This window comes from Streptomyces sp. NPDC004134 (assembly GCF_042874195.1).
In the GTDB taxonomy this organism is placed as follows: Bacteria; Actinomycetota; Actinomycetes; order Streptomycetales; family Streptomycetaceae; genus Streptomyces.
The window spans coordinates 89,249-106,969 of record NZ_JBIAMS010000015.1; the positions used below are offsets into that span (position 1 = coordinate 89,249).

The 17,721-nt window shown below is 75.2% G+C and carries 15 protein-coding genes and 2 pseudogenes; 6 read left to right on the plus strand and 11 right to left on the minus strand.

Annotation, left to right across the window (positions count from 1 at the left end; translation table 11 throughout):
• Window positions 1–227: 227 nt before the first annotated feature.
• A complete protein-coding gene (locus tag ACFYVJ_RS19955; protein WP_388893145.1) occupies window positions 228–1,316 on the minus strand; it encodes an alcohol dehydrogenase catalytic domain-containing protein in 1,089 nt (362 codons plus the stop codon).
• Window positions 1,317–1,356: 40 nt separating this feature from the next.
• Window positions 1,357–2,775, minus strand: coding sequence for an aldehyde dehydrogenase family protein (locus tag ACFYVJ_RS19960; RefSeq protein ID WP_388893147.1), 1,419 nt, complete (start codon window positions 2,773–2,775; stop codon window positions 1,357–1,359).
• A gap of 184 nt (window positions 2,776–2,959) precedes the next feature.
• Between ACFYVJ_RS19960 and hmgA the strand changes: the two genes are divergently transcribed.
• From hmgA to ACFYVJ_RS19975, 3 genes are all read left to right on the plus strand, one after another.
• Window positions 2,960–4,345: a homogentisate 1,2-dioxygenase gene (gene hmgA, locus ACFYVJ_RS19965; RefSeq protein WP_388893149.1), complete on the plus strand. Its 1,386-nt coding sequence runs from the start codon at window positions 2,960–2,962 to the stop codon at window positions 4,343–4,345.
• The gene (locus tag ACFYVJ_RS19970; RefSeq protein ID WP_388893151.1) at window positions 4,342–5,094 is read left to right on the plus strand and encodes a GntR family transcriptional regulator; all 753 of its coding nucleotides are present in this window, start codon (window positions 4,342–4,344) and stop codon (window positions 5,092–5,094) included. Before hmgA ends, ACFYVJ_RS19970 begins: the two co-directional genes overlap by 4 nt.
• A 125-nt stretch (window positions 5,095–5,219) precedes the next feature.
• Window positions 5,220–6,659, plus strand: a complete 1,440-nt coding sequence (locus ACFYVJ_RS19975) for a type ISP restriction/modification enzyme (RefSeq protein WP_388893153.1) — start codon at window positions 5,220–5,222, stop codon at window positions 6,657–6,659.
• 15 nt (window positions 6,660–6,674) lie between these two features.
• On the opposite strand, the gene ACFYVJ_RS19980 is transcribed toward ACFYVJ_RS19975, so the two are convergent.
• Window positions 6,675–6,890 (minus strand): hypothetical protein, encoded by a 216-nt coding sequence (locus tag ACFYVJ_RS19980; RefSeq protein ID WP_388893155.1) that lies wholly within the window; start codon window positions 6,888–6,890, stop codon window positions 6,675–6,677.
• Window positions 6,891–6,967: 77 nt separating this feature from the next.
• Window positions 6,968–7,723, minus strand: a complete 756-nt coding sequence (locus tag ACFYVJ_RS19985) for a TetR/AcrR family transcriptional regulator C-terminal domain-containing protein (protein ID WP_388893157.1) — start codon at window positions 7,721–7,723, stop codon at window positions 6,968–6,970.
• A 68-nt stretch (window positions 7,724–7,791) separates the two neighbouring features.
• Here ACFYVJ_RS19985 and ACFYVJ_RS19990 point away from each other — a divergent pair, with 68 nt between their 5' ends.
• Window positions 7,792–8,829, plus strand: a complete 1,038-nt coding sequence (locus ACFYVJ_RS19990; protein ID WP_388893159.1) for an ATP-binding cassette domain-containing protein — start codon at window positions 7,792–7,794, stop codon at window positions 8,827–8,829.
• Entirely contained in the window at window positions 8,826–9,623 is a 798-nt protein-coding gene (locus tag ACFYVJ_RS19995; protein ID WP_388893161.1) for an ABC transporter permease, read from the plus strand. The genes ACFYVJ_RS19990 and ACFYVJ_RS19995 overlap by 4 nt, the downstream gene beginning before the upstream one ends.
• Before the next feature lie 109 nt (window positions 9,624–9,732).
• Here ACFYVJ_RS19995 and ACFYVJ_RS20000 read toward each other — a convergent pair whose 3' ends face one another.
• The 4 genes and pseudogenes from ACFYVJ_RS20000 to ACFYVJ_RS20015 form a co-directional block, all read right to left on the minus strand.
• Entirely contained in the window at window positions 9,733–9,999 is a 267-nt protein-coding gene (locus tag ACFYVJ_RS20000; protein ID WP_078564210.1) for a hypothetical protein, read from the minus strand.
• 234 nt (window positions 10,000–10,233) lie between these two features.
• Complete coding sequence (locus tag ACFYVJ_RS20005) at window positions 10,234–11,181, minus strand: hypothetical protein (protein WP_388893321.1); 948 nt, start codon at window positions 11,179–11,181, stop codon at window positions 10,234–10,236.
• 933 nt (window positions 11,182–12,114) lie between these two features.
• Window positions 12,115–12,624 (minus strand): annotated as a pseudogene (locus ACFYVJ_RS20010) (helix-turn-helix domain-containing protein); the annotation flags it as partial.
• 116 nt (window positions 12,625–12,740) lie between these two features.
• A complete protein-coding gene (locus tag ACFYVJ_RS20015) occupies window positions 12,741–13,118 on the minus strand; it encodes a GntR family transcriptional regulator (RefSeq protein ID WP_101425325.1) in 378 nt (125 codons plus the stop codon).
• 76 nt (window positions 13,119–13,194) lie between these two features.
• Here ACFYVJ_RS20015 and ACFYVJ_RS20020 point away from each other — a divergent pair, with 76 nt between their 5' ends.
• Window positions 13,195–14,100, plus strand: coding sequence for a GNAT family N-acetyltransferase (locus ACFYVJ_RS20020; protein WP_388893309.1), 906 nt, complete (start codon window positions 13,195–13,197; stop codon window positions 14,098–14,100).
• A gap of 49 nt (window positions 14,101–14,149) precedes the next feature.
• On the opposite strand, the pseudogene ACFYVJ_RS20025 reads toward ACFYVJ_RS20020, so the two are convergent.
• The 3 genes and pseudogenes from ACFYVJ_RS20025 to ACFYVJ_RS20035 all read right to left on the minus strand — a co-directional run.
• Window positions 14,150–14,695 (minus strand): annotated as a pseudogene (locus ACFYVJ_RS20025) (NUDIX domain-containing protein); the annotation flags it as partial.
• A gap of 77 nt (window positions 14,696–14,772) precedes the next feature.
• Entirely contained in the window at window positions 14,773–15,765 is a 993-nt protein-coding gene (locus tag ACFYVJ_RS20030) for a penicillin-insensitive murein endopeptidase (RefSeq protein WP_388893163.1), read from the minus strand.
• Window positions 15,766–15,791: 26 nt separating this feature from the next.
• Window positions 15,792–17,552, minus strand: a complete 1,761-nt coding sequence (locus ACFYVJ_RS20035) for a glycoside hydrolase domain-containing protein (RefSeq protein ID WP_388893165.1) — start codon at window positions 17,550–17,552, stop codon at window positions 15,792–15,794.
• Window positions 17,553–17,721 lie beyond the last annotated feature (169 nt).

A 17,721-nucleotide genomic window follows, 5' to 3' on the forward strand; every position in this document is an offset into this window, starting at 1 on the left:
TTCGTCACTCTGGGAACTGCTTCGACTCCACCGCAAACAAACTTTATCCACCAAGAGTCCAAAGCGCGGGGAGAGTTGCGGGAAAGCGCATCCGGTCACCCTCGCGCCTCCAAGAAGTGAAGGCGGGGGCGTTGTCGCAGCTTGATCGTCAGGGCACTTTCTTTCCGCCCGCCGTGCGGGCCGTCAAGTAATCCGGCTGACGGCGTTCAGAACACCGCTGACGGTGTTCAGAACACCACGAGCGCCCGGCCCCCGCGCCCCGCCTGCATCGCGTCGAACGCCGCCGGGATGCCGTCGAGCCCGATGCGGGCGGTGACGAGCCCGCCCAGGTCCAGTTCCCCCGCGCGTACGTGCGCGGCGATGGCGGGCAGGTCTCGGGCCGGGTCGCTGTTGCCGTAGACGCAACCGGCGAGCGTGCGGCCGAAGTAGAACAGCTCCAGCGCGGAGAACGACACCCGCTCCTCCTGGCCGCCGATGCCGACGACCGTCGTCCGCCCGCCGCGCCGCGTGCTGGACCAGGCGGTGCGTATCGACTCCGCCCGGCCGGCGCACTCGATCGCCACGTCGACGCCGATCCCGGCGGTCAGCGTACGGATCCGCTTCGCGGTGTCGCGCTCCCCGCCCGGCGCGGCGAGGACGAAGTCGGTGGCCCCCACGGCGCGCGCCAGTTCCTCCTTCGCCGGCGACACGTCCACCGCGACGAGCGGTCCGGCGCCCGCGATCCGGGCGGCCTGCAGTACGGCGAGCCCCACGCCGCCGGCGCCGAAGACGGCGACAGACTCCCCGGCCCGTACCGCGGCGGCGTGGTGCACGGCGCCCCAGCCGGTGAGCACGGCGCAGCCGAGGAGCGCGGCGTCGGCCAGCGGCACCCCGGCGGGCAGGGGCAGCAGGGCGCGCGCGGGCACGACGGTCTCCTCGGCGAACGCGGCGGTGCCGAGGGCCGGGTAGAGGCCGGCGCCGTCGCGGGTGGCGTACGGCTCGGCCGCGGCGGCGCCCGCGGCGGCGCACAGCCACGGCTCGCCGAGCCCGCAGTAGTGACACGCGCCGCAGGAGGGCGCCCAGTTGAGCACCACTTCGTCACCGGGGGCGACGCCGGTGACGCCCTCGCCGACGCCGACGACGGTGCCCGCGCCTTCGTGGCCGAGGACCGCGGGTACGGGCTGGCGCAGCGTGCCGTTGGCGAGGGAGAGGTCGGAGTGGCAGACGCCGGCGGCGGCGAGGCGGACGCGCACGTGGCCGGGGCCCGGGGCGGGGATGTCGATGTCGGCGAGTTCGAGCGGGGAGCCGATCGCGGGCAGGACGGCGGCGCGGGTCATCGGGGGCTCCGTATCTCCGGGTGGCGGCGGGGTGCGTACGTCAGAACTGCAGCGACTTGGTGTGCAGGAACTCCGCGAGCCCTGCCACCCCCAGCTCGCGGCCGATGCCCGACTGCTTGTGGCCGCCGAACGGCGCCAGCGGGTCGAACTTCCCGCCGTTGACGACGACCGTGCCGGTCTCCATCCGCCGGGCGAACGCGGCCGCCTTGGCCTCGTCTGCCGCCCATACGGCGCCGGCCAGGCCGTAGACCGTGCCGTTGGCGATGCGCAGGGCGTCGTCCTCGTCCTCGTACGGCATGATCGCCAGCACCGGGCCGAAGATCTCCTCCTGCGCGATGGTCATCTCGGGGGTGACGTCGGCGAAGACGGTGGGCTGGACGAAGTAGCCGCGCTCGCGGCCCTCGGGGGCCCCGGCCCCGCCGGCGAGGAGCACGGCGCCTTCCGCGGTGCCGCGCTCGATGTAGCCGCGGACGCGCTCGCGCTGTGCGGCGCTGACGACGGGCCCGAGGCGGGTGGCGGGGTCGCGGGGGTCGCCGGGCGCGTACTTGGCCAGGGCGGTGGTCGCCAGGGTGAGCGCCTGGTCGTAGGCGGCCCTGTGGACGAGCATCCGGGTCCACGCGGTGCAGGTCTGGCCGGAGTTGGCCATGACGTTGGCGACGCCGGCGCTGACGGCCCTGGCGAGGTCGGCGCCCGGCAGGATGACGTTCGCGGACTTGCCGCCCAGCTCCAGCGCCACCGGCTTGACCGCCGCGCCCGCCGCCGCGGCGACGGTCCGGCCGACGGCGGTGGATCCGGTGAACGACAGGAAGTCCGTGCCGGGGTGCTCCACCAGCGCCCGGCCGGCCTCGGCGCCGTACCCGGTGACGACGTTGAGGACGCCGGGCGGGAAGCCGGCCGCATCGACGGCCTCGGCGAAGATCCGGGCGACCAGCGGGGTGTTCTCGGCGGGCTTGAGGACCACGGTGCAGCCGGCGGCGAGCGCGGGGGCGGCCTTGGCGACGATCTGGTGGAGCGGGTAGTTCCACGGCGTGATCGCGCCGACGACGCCCACGGGCTCGTGCAGGACGGTGGCGGTCCCGGCCTTCTCCTCGTACGGGTAGGAGGCGCCGATCTCCGCGTACGAGGCGGAGACGGCGACCGGCACCGCGGCGTGCACCTTACGGCTGAACGTCAGCGGCGCGCCCAGCTCCGCCGTGACCGTGGCGGCGACGTCCTCCGCCCGGGCGGCCAGCACGTCGCTGAGCGCACCGACGCGCGCGGCCCGGCCGGCGGGCGGGGTCGCCGCCCAGCGGGGGAACGCGGCGCGGGCAGCGGCGACGGCGGCGTCCACGTCGGCGGCGGTGCCGGCCGGGACGGTGGCGATGACCTGCTCGTCGGCGGGGTCGACGACCTCGATGACGCCGCCGCCGGCGGCGGGCCGCCAGCGGCCGTCGATGAACATGCCGTCGTGAGCCTGCATCGGTACGTCTCCCGGTGGGTCGGCGGTGTGCGTACGGCACCAAACTAGCGCCGGTAGTTTTCGGCGCCCAGGCCGTCCGGGGGTGCGGTGGGTCACGCGCGCCGGGTGGCGCCGCCGGCGTCCACCTGAGACCATTCCTATGGTCCCCTATAGGAATGGTGAAGAGAAGGCGGGCGGTACCCCCATGACCAGCAGCGCAGAGCAGGCACGGGCAGGGCAGGGACGGGCGGGCGAGACAGGCGGGGAGCAGGAGCGCGCCGAGCGGGCGCGCAAGACCGCCGAGGGGCTGTCGTACCTCTCCGGCTTCGGCAACCAGCACAGCTCCGAGGCCGTCCCCGGCGCCCTGCCCACGGGCCGCAACTCCCCCCAGCGCGCGCCCCTCGGGCTCTACGCCGAGCAGTTGTCAGGCTCCGCGTTCACCGAGCCCCGCGCCCACAACCGGCGCTCCTGGCTCTACCGCATCCGCCCCTCCGCCGCCCACCCCCGCTTCGTCCGCGCCGACAACGGCGCCCTGCGCACTGCCCCGTTCGCCGAGGCGGTCCCCGACCCCAACCGGCTCCGCTGGAACCCGCTGCCCGAACCCCCGGCGGGCACCGACTTCCTGGCCGGCCTGTGGACCCTCGGCGGCAACGGCGACGCCACCCAGCGCACCGGCATGGCGGTCCACCTCTACGCCGCCAACGCCCCCATGGACCGCGTCTTCTCCGACGCCGACGGCGAACTCCTCGTCGTCCCCGAGCACGGCGGCCTGCTGCTGCGCACCGAACTCGGCCTGCTGCGCGCCGAGCCGGGACACGTCGCCCTCGTGCCCCGCGGCGTCCGCTTCCGCGTCGAGCCGCTGACCGCGGGCGCCACCGTGCGCGGCTACGTCTGCGAGAACTACGGCAGCCCCTTCGTCCTCCCCGACCTCGGCCCCATCGGCGCCAACGGCCTGGCCAACCCCCGCGACTTCCTCGCCCCCGTCGCGGCGTACGAGGAGGCGGCCGGCCCGGTCGAGGTCGTCAGCAAGTTCTGCGGCAACCTCTGGACGGCCACGTACGACCACTCTCCGCTCGACGTCGTCGCGTGGCACGGCAACCATGTCCCGTACGTCTACGACCTGCACCGCTTCAACGTCATCGGCACCATCAGCTACGACCATCCCGACCCGTCCATCTTCACCGTCCTCACCTCGCCCTCCGACACCCCGGGGCTCGCGGGCGTCGACTTCGTCGTCTTCGCGCCGCGCTGGCTCGTCGGCGAGGACACCTTCCGGCCGCCGTACTTCCACCGGAACGTGATGAGCGAGTACATGGGCCTCGTCGAGGGCGCGTACGACGCCAAAGCCGAGGGCTTCGTGCCCGGCGGCGGCTCTCTGCACAACATGATGTCCGCGCACGGCCCCGACCAGGAGACCTTCGACCGTGCCTCGGCCGCCGAGCTGAAGCCGCAGAAGATCGACGACGGGCTGGCGTTCATGTTCGAGACCCGCTGGCCGGTCACGCTCACGCCGCAGGCGCGGGACGCAGAACACCTCCAGCAGGGCTACGACGACGTGTGGCGGGGGCTGCGGCAAGAATTCAGGCCATGACCGGCCTCTTCGCCCCCGACTCCCTCCAGCTCAACCGCAAGCTGCCGCTCTGGTACCAGGTGTCGCAGTCCCTGCGCGCCTCGATCCTCGGCCGCCCCCCGGACGCGCCGCTGCGGCTGCCGACGGAGGAACGGCTCGCCGAGCACTACGGCGTCAGCGTGCTCACGCTCCGCCAGGCGCTCAAGGAGCTGGAGGAGGAGGGCCTGATCACGCGGCACCGGCGGCGCGGCACGTTCATCGAGGCCGCCGCCCGGCACACCGCCCCCGTCCGGCTGCTGGGCTCGGTCGACGCGATCGTCGCCCAGCAGTCGGGCGACCGCACGACGCTCCTGGCCCACGGCCCCGCCCCGGTCCCCGCGGACCTCGCCGGGTACTTCCCGGATCTCGCCGAGGCCATGACGTACCGCAGGCTGCGCCACGACGGCACCACCGGCGAGGCCACCAACTGGGCCGACAACACCGTCCACCCGGAGGCGGCGGCCCGCATCGACCCGGCGGACCTGGAGCGCTGGCCGATGACGAAGGTCCTCCGCGACCGCGCCGGCATCCGCATCGCCCGCATCACGGACACGGTCACCGCCACGCTGGCGGAACCGGAGACGGTCGAGCTGCTCGGCGTCCCGCTGCTGAGCCCGATCCTGCACTACACCGGCGTCACGTACGACGACGGCGGCAGGGTGGTGGACGTGGCCCGGATCCGCTACCGCGGCGACCGGTTCTCGTTCAGCGTGACCCTGGAGGCGCCGTAAGGCACCGCGGTGCACCTGGCGTCCGACAACGCGCGACGGGACGATGACGGCGCCTGGGATGTCGCACCGGGATCGTAGGATGCGAAGCGCCCTGCGGGGCTCGGGGATCGAGGGGAGGTCGCGGGATGGGCGGTTCGGCGGACGGTGGTCCGGCCGTGGCGGAGCCCGCCGCGGCCGCGGCGGAGGAGCCGGCGGAGGGCCCGGTGGAGGAGCCACCGGCGGAGGAGCGGCCCGCGCACGCGCACTCCGCGGCGGACGCGCCCGCGGCCCCCGCGCCGCGGCGGGCCGTGGTCAAGCCGCGGGCACCCGCCGACGGTGCAGCGCCCGCCCCGGCCCGGGAGCCCGCCGAAGGCGGCTCCGCCCCGCTGCTCGCCGATCTCATGCCCTGGGGCGTCGCCCCGCTGCGGCCCGGGCGGGGGTGGGTCATGGCCCCCGACGCCGCCTCGTTGCGGCGGCGGTGGGATGCGCTCGTACGGGCCGAAGGCGACGAGCGGGACGCACTCTTCCGGGCGACGCGGGCGCGGACGACGCACAGCGCCGTGGCGCAGTTGCCCGGCCGGGCCGCCGGGACCGGGCGGCTGGCGCGGGCGGCGGGGCCGTGCCCCGAGCCGGTGCGGGTGCTGCACGGGGCGTACGACCAGCAGTGGCTGATCCCCGACAACCGGCTGCTCGACGCCGCCCGCCCCGAGTTGTGGCGGGTCGCGGACGACCGGCAGTTGTTCGCCGTCGAGGCGGGGTACGTCACGCCGGTTCCCGGCGGGTCAGGCGGGCTCGCCGTGGTCGCGTCCGCGCTGCTGCCGGACGGGCGGTCGCCCGCCGGACGGCCCGGCCGGATCCGGCCGCTGTACCGGCGCCCCCGCGGCCGGGAGCCCAACCTCCCGCCGCGGCTGCTGCGTTGGCTGGGCCGGCGGCTCGGCGGCAAGGTCGGTCCGGAGGACGTGTTCGCCTGGGTGCTGGCCACCGGGCGGGCCACCCCGCGCGGTTGTGCGGTGCCGCTGACCGCGGACCCCGAGGCATGGCAGGCGGGCGTGACGCGCGGGCGGCGGCTGCTGGAGGTGCAGCTCCGCGGCGCCCGCGGCGGCGGAAGGCCCCGGCTCCCGGGCGGCCGGCGGCCGTACGTGCGGGCGGCGATACCGCCGTGGCCCGCGGAGGTGTCGTACGACCCGGAGGAGGAGGCGCTGCTCCTCGGCGAGGGCCGCATCTCGCCCGTGCCGCGCGGCGCATGGGAGTTCACGGCGGGCGGCGTCCCCGTGCTGGAGCAGTGGGTCGCCGCACGGCTGGAGCCCGCCGAGCCGGGGACGCTGGCGGCGATACGGCCCGCGGCGTGGCCGCAGGAGTGGACGTCGGAGCTGCTGGAGCTGATCACGGTGCTGGCGCTGCTCGCGGAGGCGGCGGAGCCGGGCGCGGACGAGGCGCGGGCCAGAGACGGCTCGTACCCCGCGGAGATCACCGCGGCCGAACTCCACGAGGCCGGCATCCTCCCCGCACCACCCTCGGCCCGCCGCCCGGCATCGGTGCTGGACCACCACGAGGAGGGCCCGGAGGGCCAGTTCGCCCTGCTCTGAGCGGGCGCCGGGGCGCTAGCCGCCCTCCTCCGGCGCCGCCCCCGTGCTCCGCAGCGGCGCGGTGCGCGTGGCGGCGTCGGTCGCGCTGTTGACGACGTACGAGAGGGGGGCGCCGGGCGCCGCGGCCGGGCCCGGCGTGCCGCCCGTCGCGGCGGCGCCGGGCACGAGCACGATCGCGGCGGTCGCGGCCAGGCCGAGCGGCAGGGCGAGCAGGCGCCGGGAGAGATGCACGGCAGAGCAACGTAATCCCGGGACGGGACGCCTTCAAGAGGGCGTCGGGCACCGCCGGTCGACCTGGCGGAACTCCGTCACTCCGGCCCGCCGGAGGTCTCGAAGCCGTCCAGCACCCGTCCCAGCATCCGCTGGAACGCCGCCTCGTAGTCCCCCGGTTCCGCCGCCTGGGCCAGGGTCGCGGCCAGGTGCGGGTACTCGCCCGTCGCCAACTGCCCCGCCAGATACGCCCCCCGGACCGCCTGTTCCTCCGCCTCGGTCCACGGCAGCGCGCGGGCCCGTTCCGCGAGGGCGATCTCGAACGTGACGTAGCTGGTCACCGATGCCGTGACCATCGCGACCAGCTCCATCTTCGTGCCCGGTGGCACGTCCAGGCCCGCCAGGGCGGCGAGGAACCGGTCGAGGTAGCGCAGCGCGTGCGGCGTGAACCCGTACGCCGTGGTCGCGGTGAGCCGCGGCAGCCAGGGGTGCCGGCGCATCAGGTCCCGCGACTGCTCGGCCAGCGCCAGCACGTCGGCGCGCCAGTCGCCGGTGAGGGGCACCGTCAGGTCGTACTCGGCGCTGACCGCGTCGACCATCAGCTCGTGCAGGTCCTCCTTGCGCGGCACGTAGTTGTAGAGCGACATGGTGCCGCTGCCGATCTCGGCGGCGACGCGGCGCATCGAGACCGCGTCGAACCCGTCCGCGTCGGCGATACGGACCGCGGCGGCGGCGATCGCGGCGCGGCTGTGCGCCGGGCGCGGGCCGCGGCCCGCGCGCTCCGGGCGGGTCCAGATCACCTCGGGGGTGGCGCCGCGCGCCGACCCGTCGGCGGCTCGTCCGCTCGCTGCCATCGCTGCCTTCCTCGGGCCGTCGGGTGCCGGTTTACGTACAGCGTACTGAGTCGGTTATGCTCGGCCGCATGACAACTACGTACGCTGTACTTAGTGAGGCGCTGGAGAAGCGCTACGGCGACGTCCACGCCCTCCGCGGCCTCGACCTCGCCATCCCCGAGGGCACCGTTTGCGGCCTCCTCGGCCCGAACGGGGCCGGCAAGACCACCGCCGTACGCGTGCTGACCACGCTCGTCGCGCCGGACGGCGGCACCGCGCGGGTCGCCGGGCACGACGTCGCCGCCGAGCCGGCCGCCGTGCGCCGGGCCATAGGCGTCACCGGGCAGGCCACCTCCGTGGACGACGACCTGTCGGGGCGCGAGAACCTGCGCCTCTTCGCCCGGCTGCTGCGCCTGCGCGGGCCCGCGGGGCGGGAGCGGGCGGACGAGCTGCTGGCGCGGTTCGGCCTCGCGGAGGCCGCCGACCGGCCGGCCCGTACGTACTCCGGCGGCATGCGGCGGCGGCTCGACCTGGCCGCCAGCCTGCTGTCCCGGCCGCGGGTGCTCTTCCTCGACGAGCCGACCACCGGGCTCGACCCGGCCAGCCGCGAGCAGATCTGGGCGGCGGTGCGCGAGCTGGCGGCGGCGGGTACGACGGTGCTGCTGACGACGCAGTACCTGGAGGAGGCGGACCGGCTGGCCGACTCGGTGGTGGTCGTCGACCACGGCCGGGCGGCCGTCACCGGCACGCCTGACGAGCTGAAGCAGCGCGTGGGCGCGTACGCGGAGGTGGTCGTGGCCGACGAGACGGCGCTCGCGGCGGCGGCCGTGGTGCTCGGGCCGCTGACCGGCGGCGAGCCGCGGCTGGACGCCGAGCGGCGCGCGGTGGGGGCGGCCGCGTACGACCCGGAGCTGACGCTGCCGCGCGTGGTGCGGGAGCTGGACGCGGCCGGGGTGCCGGTGGTCGACGCGACCCTGCGCCGGCCGACGCTTGACGAGGTGTTCCTGCGGCTCACCGGGGCGGACGCCGCCGGGACCGCGAACGAGGCCGACGCGACCGCGCAGGGCTCCGGCGCGCCGGCGAAGGCCGCGGGCGCGACCGCGACCCCGAAGGAGGAGGCGGCATGAGCGACCTCGCGTACGACGGCATGGCCATCGTCGGCCGCCAGTTGCAGCGCGCCCGGCGCAACCCCGCGCTGCTCGTCATCACCCAGGTGATGCCGCTGACGCTGCTGCTCTTCTTCGGCTACGTCTTCGGCAACTCGGTCTCACTCCCCGGGGACGCCGACTACCGCACGTACATCGTCCCGGGCCTCTTCGCCACCACCGCCGCCGGCGGCCTCGTCACCGGCATGCTCCAGGCCGCCGTCGACACGGGCCGCGGAGTCACGGAGCGCTTCCGGGCGCTGCCGATCAGCCGGGCGGCGGTGCCGCTGGGGCAGGCGGTGGCGGACGTGTTGCTGTTCGCCGTGGGGCTGGTGCCGCTGGTCGCGGTGGGCTACGCCGTGGGGTGGCGGAACGACGGCTCCGCGGCGGCGACGGCCGGGGCGCTGGGGCTGCTGCTCCTGCTGCGGTTCACCTCGGTGTGGATCGGGATCCACCTCGGCATGGCGGTGGGCAACGAGGAGGCCGCGGGGCAGTTGGCCAGCACGACGTTCATGCTGCAGTTGCTGTCCAACGCGTACGTACCGACCCTCGGCATGCCGGGCTGGCTGCGGGCGGTGGTGGAGTGGAACCCGCTCAGCGCGTACGTCACCGCCGTACGGGATCTGACGGGCAGCGCGCCGCCGGGGCTGGACGACGCGCCGGGCGCGGCATGGCCGATGACGCATCCGGTGGCGGCGGCGCTGGTCTGGTCGGTGGTGCTGCTGGCCGTGTTCGTACCGCTGGCGGTGCGGCGCAGCGCGCGCGGACGGGGCTGAGACACGCCGCTGCGGGTCTGTTCGGGTGGGGGTGCGAACGGACGCGGGCAGCGATCGGGGCGGGCGCGGCATGCCGGGTCGCCGCGCCCGCCCCGATACGGGCTGTCTGTCAGCTCCGGCGGTTGCCGAAGAGGGTGCGCCGCAGCTTCCGCAGCGGGGCGAAGAGGGAAACGCGCGCCATACGGCCCGGCTTCGCGGCCCTGTCCTCGCGTGCGGTCAGCTCACGCATCAGCATGGTGGCGCTGTCCGTGTCCCCCTGGGGGGCGGCGGGTCCGCCGAGCACGGCTAGATGCCGGTCGACGCGTGCCCGCGACGCAGTGCTCCCGCAGTTGATCGCAGGAACTCGCGCTTTGCCGCGCATTGCTATCTGATCCATGACACTCCCCACCCTTACGAGGGCTCCCGGCCCGGGCAGGCTAACCCTATCGTCTGCCTGCGTCACATGCGCATCCCCCACACGGGAATCATCCCCAATTCCCGGCCCAGAACGCGGTCTTGACCTGGAGAACCGTTTCATCTGGCTGGAATACGCCCCTCGGCGGTGGATCCCCTTCCGCTTCTTCCGGTTCTTCCTCTTCCTCCGGGCCGGCCGGCTCGGCGGCCGGGGCGGCTACGGCGCCGGGGACGCGGACTCGTCCGCGGGGACGTCGACCGACTCCGTGTACCAGGAGCCGTTCAGGGTGTCGTAGCCGTACAGCGGGCGGCCCTTGAGGGAGCTGGTGCGGAACGGGGCGCCCTGGTCGTCGAGGCGTACGACGCCGGAGTCGTCACCGCTGCTCCACTCGACCTCCAGGTACCAGCGGACGTCGTAGTCCTCGGTGCCGGCGTGGATGAGGAGGGACAGCGGATCGTCGTCGGTGACGCGGAACGGCAGCGCCGGGGGGTCCCATTTGTGCGTGGAGTCACCGCCCTGCTGGGGCTTGAGAACGGGGCGCGGCTTGTCGAGATCGACGCGGTACGCCGCCTGGGTGACCTCGCCGCCGCAGCCGCTGGACATCGCGAACGCGCTCCACGGCAGCGGCGTGCCGGTCGAGGTCTTGCGTACGTGGACGGCGTTGATGGTCACCGGCTCGTCGCCGCGGGGCTCGAGGGCGGCCTCGATGTTCGTGGTCCCGCCGTGGACGGCGCCCTGGCTGGAGGCCCACGCCTCGGCGTCCTGCGCGATGGGCGGGGGCGGCACGTCGTCGGGCGACTTGTCGACGAGGTAGCGGTGGTCGCAGCCGTTCGACCAGACGTGGGAGCGGACGGACCAGGCGAGGGGGGTCCGCACGGCGGACGAGTCCTTGCCCGCGGGCCCGGCCCCGCCCTTGCGGGGCTTGGCACCCGGGGTTGCGCCCGACTCCGTATCCCCACCGCCGCCGGCGGGCGAGGGCTTGCGCCGCTCGGAGGGCTCGGCGGACCCCTCCTTCTCCACGGTCTCGCCTCCCTGCGCACCGCCGCCACCGCGACTCCCGTCGGCGACGACGCCGCTGGCGGGCCCGGGTCCCCCGTCGGCGCGGCCTTCGCCGGTGGACCCGCTGGAGGTGGCCACGAACGCCACGAGCGCAGCGGCCGCCACCCCCACCCCGGGCACCCCCACCCGCCGCCACCGCCGCCCGCGGCGCTCAGCCGAAGACGCGGAACCGCGACCGAGGCGCAACGTGCCGGCGAAGCGGCGCTTTTCGCCGGAGCCGGAGCCGGAACCGCTGCCGCCGCCGCGGGCCCCGCGGGCGGGCGAGCCGGGGGAAACGGGAGTCGCCGCGTCACCGCCCCCGCCTTCACGGGCGGCGGAGCCACGGGAGGAGGAAGCCGAAGGCCCATCGGCGGCCGGCCCGCGCGCGCCGGAGCCGCCGCGTGCGGCAGCCGCCCCAGCGCCCCCGGCGATGGACGGCCCGACGGCGGAGCCCGTCGCGTCACCCCTGTCGGCAACCCGGGCGACCGCACCGCCGGAGGCGGTGGGCAGCGCACGCGGCGCGTCCGGGTCCGGCGCCTCATCGGCGTCGGCGCCCGGGGCGTCCGTGCCGCCGGAGGCCGCGGGGCCTGCGGCTGAAGCCGCCGCGGCCGCCGCGGAGTTCGCCTCGTGCACATCGCCGGTGGCACCGCCACGTGCGTCATCCGCTGCCGCCTCGGACCGGCCTGCTGCTTCGCCGGGTCCCGCGGTCTCGCCGTCGTACGTCGCGGAATCGGAGTCCAGGCCCCCCGGTGCATCCGGTGCATCCGGTGCATCCGGTGCATCCGGCGATCGCGGCGGTGCCGGTCGCCGGTCCGTTCCACCACGCCCCGCGCTCGCCGCGGGCGTACCGCGACCCGCCGCACCGCCACGCGCCGCCGCATCGCTGCCCCGGCCTCCCGGCCTCGCACCAGCCGGTCGGCCCGCCGCTTCCCCACGCCCCGGGCCCGCCGCAGACGACCCGCGGCCCGTGCCCTGCGTCGGTTCTCCCGCCGCCCACGACGGGGTCGACCCGCGGCGGGTGCCGTGGACGCGATGCCAGCGGCGGTGGAGTTCGACGAGTTCTTCCGGGGTAGCACCACACAGGCGGGCGAAGCGCTCCGCCGGCGCGTAGCTCGACGGGACCGCGTCGCCGTTGCAGTAGCGGTGGAGGGTCGACGTGCTCACGTGGAGGCGCGCCGCCAGCGACCCGTAACTGCGCCCCGAGCGCTGCTTCAACTCGCGCAACAGCGCCGCGAACTTCTCCGTCGCCGCGTCTTTCACGTCCCGCCCCCGTTCCGACGCGTTCCACCCTAGTCCTGTCCGTGCTGGTCGGTGGCCGGATTCCCGTTCCAGCTTCCCGTTTCCACCCGGAGCGCTTGCGGCCGGTTCCCCCCGGTCCGCAGGCTTGTCACCAGCACCAAGCCAAGCCCCAGCACCGAAGCGGCGCGGCGCCGGGCGGAGTACGGGGGTATCCGCTCGGCGCCGCGCGACGGCCTCCCGGGCCGGGTCGGTTCGCGGGCGGCTCCGGGTGCGGTCTGCGTACGTCGTCGGCTCGGCCCTTGGTGGGCCTCGTCGGCCGGGCCGTCGCACGCCGACCGCCCGCCCGGCGCCGTACCGCGGGCACAACGGCCCGGCCCGGGTGACGAGGCCCCAGGTTCGGCGTGTACCCCCGAGGACCCGGACCGGGTCCCTAGCCCGGTGGGGTCCTACGCGCCGGCGTAGGCGGCGCGCAGCGCCTCTTCCACCGCGGTCAGCGCGGTTCCGTGGTCGAGTCCGAGGCGCTGCGCCCGCTGCGCGTACACCTGTGCGGCGGCGGCCGCCTCGCGCTGTGCGGCGTCGCCGGCGGCGGCCACGTAGCTGCCGTGCCGGCCGCGGGTCTCGATCACCCCGTCGCTCTCCAGCGCGCGGTACGCCTTGGCGACGGTGTTCGGGGCGAGGCCCAACTGCTCGGCAAGGCCCCGGACGGTGGGCAGTTTGGTGCCGGCCGGGAGTACGCCACCGCGGGCCTGGGCGGAGATCTGGGCGCGCACCTGCTCGTACGGTGCCTCGGGCGCCTGCTGGTCGACGAAAATCTGGATGGTCACGGACACATTGTGGTCCGCGTGGCGAAATTCGCACGACAGCGGCACCCCCGTCGCCGTACGGTGCGGCGCCATGAGTGTGCTCGTACGCGACTTCCGCCCCGAGGACGCCGGCGCCGTCGCCGAGGTGCAGCGGGCGGCGGTGCCGTTCCTCGTCACCACCCCCGAGTCGGTCCGCTGGAGCGTGGCGTCCGCGCCGCCGCAGAAGCTGCTGCGCTCGCTGGTGGCCGAGGCCGGCGGGCAGATCGTCGGCGAGTGCGACGCCCACGTCATGTACGACAGCAGCACGCCGGGGCAGGGCATAGCGCAGCCGCACGTGCACCCCGGGCACACCGGCCGCGGCGTGGGCGGCGCGCTCCTCGCGGCCGCCGAGGCGCATCTCGCCGCGCAGGGCGCGACCACCGTCTACACCTGGGTGTACGACACGGAGCGCGACCTGGGCTTCGCCGAGCGGCGCGGCTACCGCCGGGGGCGTACCGGCCGGATCCTCCACCTCGACCTGGGAGCCGCCCTCCCGCCGCGGCGGGAGCCGGCCGCCGGCGTGGAGCTGCGTGCCTACGCGGACTTCGACGACCCCCGGCCGCTGTACGAGGCGGACGCGGAGGCGGCGCTGGACGAGCCGAGCGACACGCCGGCCGACGCCATGTCGTACGAGCACTGGCTCGACCACACCTGGCGCGAGCCGCTGCTGGACCACGACCTGACGATCGCCGCCCTGGTCGACGGCGAGGTGGCGGCGTTCAGCCTGGCGGAGACCGACGGCCGCACGCGCTATCTCTCCGGGATGACCGGCAGCCGCCGGGCGTTCCGCGGCCGCGGGCTGGCGAAGCTCGCCAAGCACGAGTCCCTGCGGCGGGCGCGGGCGGCCGGGTACACCGACGCGTTCACGGGCAACGACAGCGACAACGAGCCGATGCTGGCGATCAACCGCTGGTTCGGCTACGAGCCGTTCCTGACCGAGCTGCGCTGCGTCAAGGACCTCTGAGGACCCCGCCCGGCGTCACACCCCGCCCGTGATCACACCCCGCCCGGCGTCACGGCGGGCCCGCCGTCTGCGGCAGCACCACCGCCCGGTCCGGTATCCCCGGGTCGTACGCGAGGGGGTCGTCCGCCTCGTGCCAGTGCACGACGAACCGCTCCCCCGCCCGGAACGCCTCCAGACCCGCCCGGCACGACGCCACCAGATCGTCCGGAAGCGCGTCCAGCGGATACCAGCCGATTTCCGCGCACTTGTCCGGCTCCGCGTTCACCACCCGGGCGCCGGGCGGCAGTTCCGCGGCGAAGAACCACCCCATCCGGGACCGGCCCGCCGGCGGCTTGTGCTGCATGACGAGCGCCACCGCGACCTGCTCCGGGACGAGCACGAGGCCGATCTCCTCCGCGGCCTCGCGCAGCACCCCGGACCGCACGTCCTCGCCGTCCTCCAGATGGCCGCTCGGCATGTTCAGCAGGCCGTCCGCGTAGCCCGTGCCGGCGCGGCGGGCCAGCAGCACCTCCGGCGCGGGGGTGCGCCGGAGGAGCAGCAGGTGCACGTCCACGATCTCCCGGTGGCGGTCGGGCCGCTCCAGCCGGGCCACGCGCTCGCGCGGTGCGCCGTCGGTCACTTCTGCGCTCATGCGCCGATCCTCGCAGCCGCCACTGACAGGCGGCTTGGCGCTCAGCAGTCGTAGAGCGCGTTCCCGTGGACCGCCTCGCAGTAGCGCACGTGCAGGTGGTTGTCGTGGTTGGCGTACTGCGTGACCAGGCCCTCGGAGATCAACTGCGGATCGTTGAAGAAGATCAGCTTGATGTGCCCGGGGGCCGAGGCGCGGATGGCCCTGACCAGTTCGCGGGTCGCCGCGCGGTCGTAGCTGGCCGACTGCCAGGTGATCCGCCCGGCGGTGCACTGGGCGGAGTCCGTGCGGATCGGCCAGACGTCGAAGTCGAGCCCCAGCTCGTGGCTGGCGTGGCCCGGGATGTCGCCGCCGTGCTCGAACCCGCTGTCGCCGACCGGCAGCTTGCCGTTGCCGGTGCCGGCGAAGGAGGCCGCGGCGGCCTCCAGTTGGGCGACGGCGGCGGAGGTGCCCCAGTGGGCGTTCGCGTTGCCGTCCGGGCTCTGGCCGCACATCGTGCTGCCGAAGCTGGTGTTCTCGTAGTGCCAGAGCAGGTTCTTCCAGGTGACGGGGCCGACGATGCCGTCCACGCCGATGCCCGCGTGGCCCTGGAAGGTCCGTACGGCCGCGGTCGTGGCGGCGTCGAAGGTGCCGCTGACCGTGAGCCCCGCGCCGCGCTTGGCGTTGAGCGCGGACTGCAGGGCCCGGACGGCTCCGCCGGTGTCGCCCTGGCGGATCGTCGGGGTCAGCGCGCCCCAGGTCTGCGGGCCGACGATGCCGTCGACGCCGAGGCCCTTGGCGCTCTGGAACTGGCGCACCGCGGTGTTGGTGGCGGGGCCGAACACCCCGTCGGGCGAGACCGAGACGCCCTGTCCGGTCAGCAGGTGCTGGAGCGCGAGGACGTCGGTGCCCCTGTTGCCGCTGCTCTGCGTCGGGAAGGCGGCCTGGGGGTACGCGTACGCCGGCGAGCCGAGGCCCAGGAGCAGGGCGGCCACGGTGGCGACCAGCGCGGCCAGCCGGAACAGGGGTCTGTTCTTGCGTTCGTTCGTCTTCTTCATCGCGTTCTCCTCCGCGGAATCGCCGGTCACTTGCCTGCCTGCAGCGCGCCCCAGGTCGCCGGGCCGACGATGCCGTCCACGCCGAGCCCGCGGCCGCTCTGGTAGTCGCGTACGGCCGTCTGCGTACCGGGGCCGAAGATGCCGTCGATGCCGACGGTGCGGCCGAGCGCGGCGGTCAGGGCGCGCTGGAGCCGGGTGACCGCGTCGCCGGTGGAGCCGTTCTGCAGGGTGGGCGTGGTGCCGCGGGCCAGCAGCGCGGTCCAGGTGCGGGGGCCGATGACGCCGTCCGCGGTCAGGCCCCTGGCGGTCTGGAACGCCTTCGTGGCGGTGACGGTGCCGGCGTCGAAGGTGCCGGTCGGGGTGGCGCCGCCGGGGTCGTGTCCTGCCGCCTCCAGGAGGCACTGGGCGGCGTCGACCAGGGCGCCCGTCGAGCCGGAGCGGATGGTCCCGTAGGCGTTGAAGCTCAGGTTGGCGGTGGTGCAGGTGACGGGCGGCGGGGTGCCCTTGCCGACGTCGAGGTAGTTGCGGTCGATGTGCAGGCGCTGGCCGCCGTACGTCTCGTAGACCTCGCCGACGTACTGGTGGATGCGCTGGTGGCCGGCCCAGTAGGAGTCCGGGACGTACGAGCCGGCGTCGGTGTCGGCGACGCCGTTCCACCACGCGAACCACAGGTGGTCCACGCGCAGGTAGCGGGTGTCGTCGTAGACGCTGGCCGCGTCCCGGATGCCGGAGGAGGCGCTGGAGTACAGGCCGGAGAGGTAGCCCTTGGCGTGCAGGCCCTCGGTCCAGCCGGAGACGTAGCTCATGACCGCGGCCTTGCAGGAGGCGGTCGAGGTGTAGCCCTCGATGTCGGAGTAGAGGGCGCTGCCGGCCGGGATGCCGAGGCTCTGGGCGGCGGTCACCGAGGCGTTGGCGGCGCTGACGCCCTGGGCGCGGGCGGTGACGGGGTCGGACGACATCTTGTTGGAGAAGCTGCTGCAGGGCGCCTGGCGGCCGACGTCGATGGGGATGAGGTGCCAGCCCTTGTTCGTCTGGTTCGTCACCCAGCTCGCGGTGAGGTTGGGCTGCGCGCAGGCGCGGGTGGCGCCGGAGATGTAGACGCCCACGGCGCGGTACGGGGAGCCGGCGAGCCAGGCGTCCATCGCGGTCTGCGAGGGCGCGGCGCAGGCGTCGAAGCCCTGGCCGCGGAAGTCGCCGGGCTGCGGCCCCGCGGCGGCCGCCGGCCGCGCGGCACCCTCCGACGGAGCGCCGGCGGCGGGCAGTTCCGTGCGCTCGGCGGCGGCCGTCAGCTCGGCGCCGGCGAGGACGTCGCGTACCAGGTCCTCGGTCGCGGGCCCGTGCGCGGCGGTGACCAGGACGCCCGCGTCCTCGACGGCCACCTGGATCGCGCCGTCGCGGGACTTCGCCGCGGGCGCCGTCGCGCTGCCGCGCGGGGCGACGGCGGTGGCCGCGGTGGTCTGCCGCGCGGCCCCGGCGTCGATCGGCTCCACGACGAGCCCGGCGGTACGGCCCTTGAGCCCCGGCGGGCAGGAACTCTGGTCGCCGGGCTCGCCGAGGTAGACGGCGGGGCGGTCGAAGCGGATGCATGCGCCCGGCTCCGCGGCGAGGTCGACGACCCGCCACCCGGCCGGGACGGTGACCTCGTAGCCGCGGTAGTCGACGGTTCTGCCGGTGTCGGGCGGGGGCGCGGCGGCGGCCGGGCCCGCGGCGGTGAGCCCGCCGAGGGTGACGAGGGCCGCCAGGCCGGCGAGCAGGGGGCGCCAGGACCCCGTACGGCTGAGTGACATCGCGAATCGCTCTCCTACTGCGGTGGGGGCTCCGGTCGCGGGACGGCACTGCGGCACGTGTCTACGCGATGGCCGGAGCGCGCCGGTTGCGCGCCGGTTGCGCGCCCCCTGCCTGCCACGACACGGGTGACCTTGACATGTACCGCCCAGTAGAAGGATGGTGACGCCG

Excerpts from the sequence above, each read along its gene's own strand:
- ACFYVJ_RS20035 (WP_388893165.1), bottom strand. The coding sequence starts at position 17,552 with ATGTCACTCAGCCGTACGGGGTCCTGGCGCCCCCTGCTCGCCGGCCTG.
- ACFYVJ_RS20000 (WP_078564210.1), bottom strand. The coding sequence starts at position 9,999 with ATGGATCAGATAGCAATGCGCGGCAAAGCGCGAGTTCCTGCGATCAAC.
- ACFYVJ_RS19970 (WP_388893151.1), top strand. The coding sequence starts at position 4,342 with ATGACCGGCCTCTTCGCCCCCGACTCCCTCCAGCTCAACCGCAAGCTG.
- ACFYVJ_RS19990 (WP_388893159.1), top strand. The coding sequence starts at position 7,792 with ATGACAACTACGTACGCTGTACTTAGTGAGGCGCTGGAGAAGCGCTAC.
- ACFYVJ_RS19960 (WP_388893147.1), bottom strand. The coding sequence starts at position 2,775 with ATGCAGGCTCACGACGGCATGTTCATCGACGGCCGCTGGCGGCCCGCC.
- ACFYVJ_RS19975 (WP_388893153.1), top strand. The coding sequence starts at position 5,220 with ATGGGCGGTTCGGCGGACGGTGGTCCGGCCGTGGCGGAGCCCGCCGCG.
- ACFYVJ_RS19985 (WP_388893157.1), bottom strand. The coding sequence starts at position 7,723 with ATGGCAGCGAGCGGACGAGCCGCCGACGGGTCGGCGCGCGGCGCCACC.
- ACFYVJ_RS20030 (WP_388893163.1), bottom strand. The coding sequence starts at position 15,765 with ATGAAGAAGACGAACGAACGCAAGAACAGACCCCTGTTCCGGCTGGCC.
- hmgA (WP_388893149.1), top strand. The coding sequence starts at position 2,960 with ATGACCAGCAGCGCAGAGCAGGCACGGGCAGGGCAGGGACGGGCGGGC.
- ACFYVJ_RS19995 (WP_388893161.1), top strand. The coding sequence starts at position 8,826 with ATGAGCGACCTCGCGTACGACGGCATGGCCATCGTCGGCCGCCAGTTG.
- ACFYVJ_RS19955 (WP_388893145.1), bottom strand. The coding sequence starts at position 1,316 with ATGACCCGCGCCGCCGTCCTGCCCGCGATCGGCTCCCCGCTCGAACTC.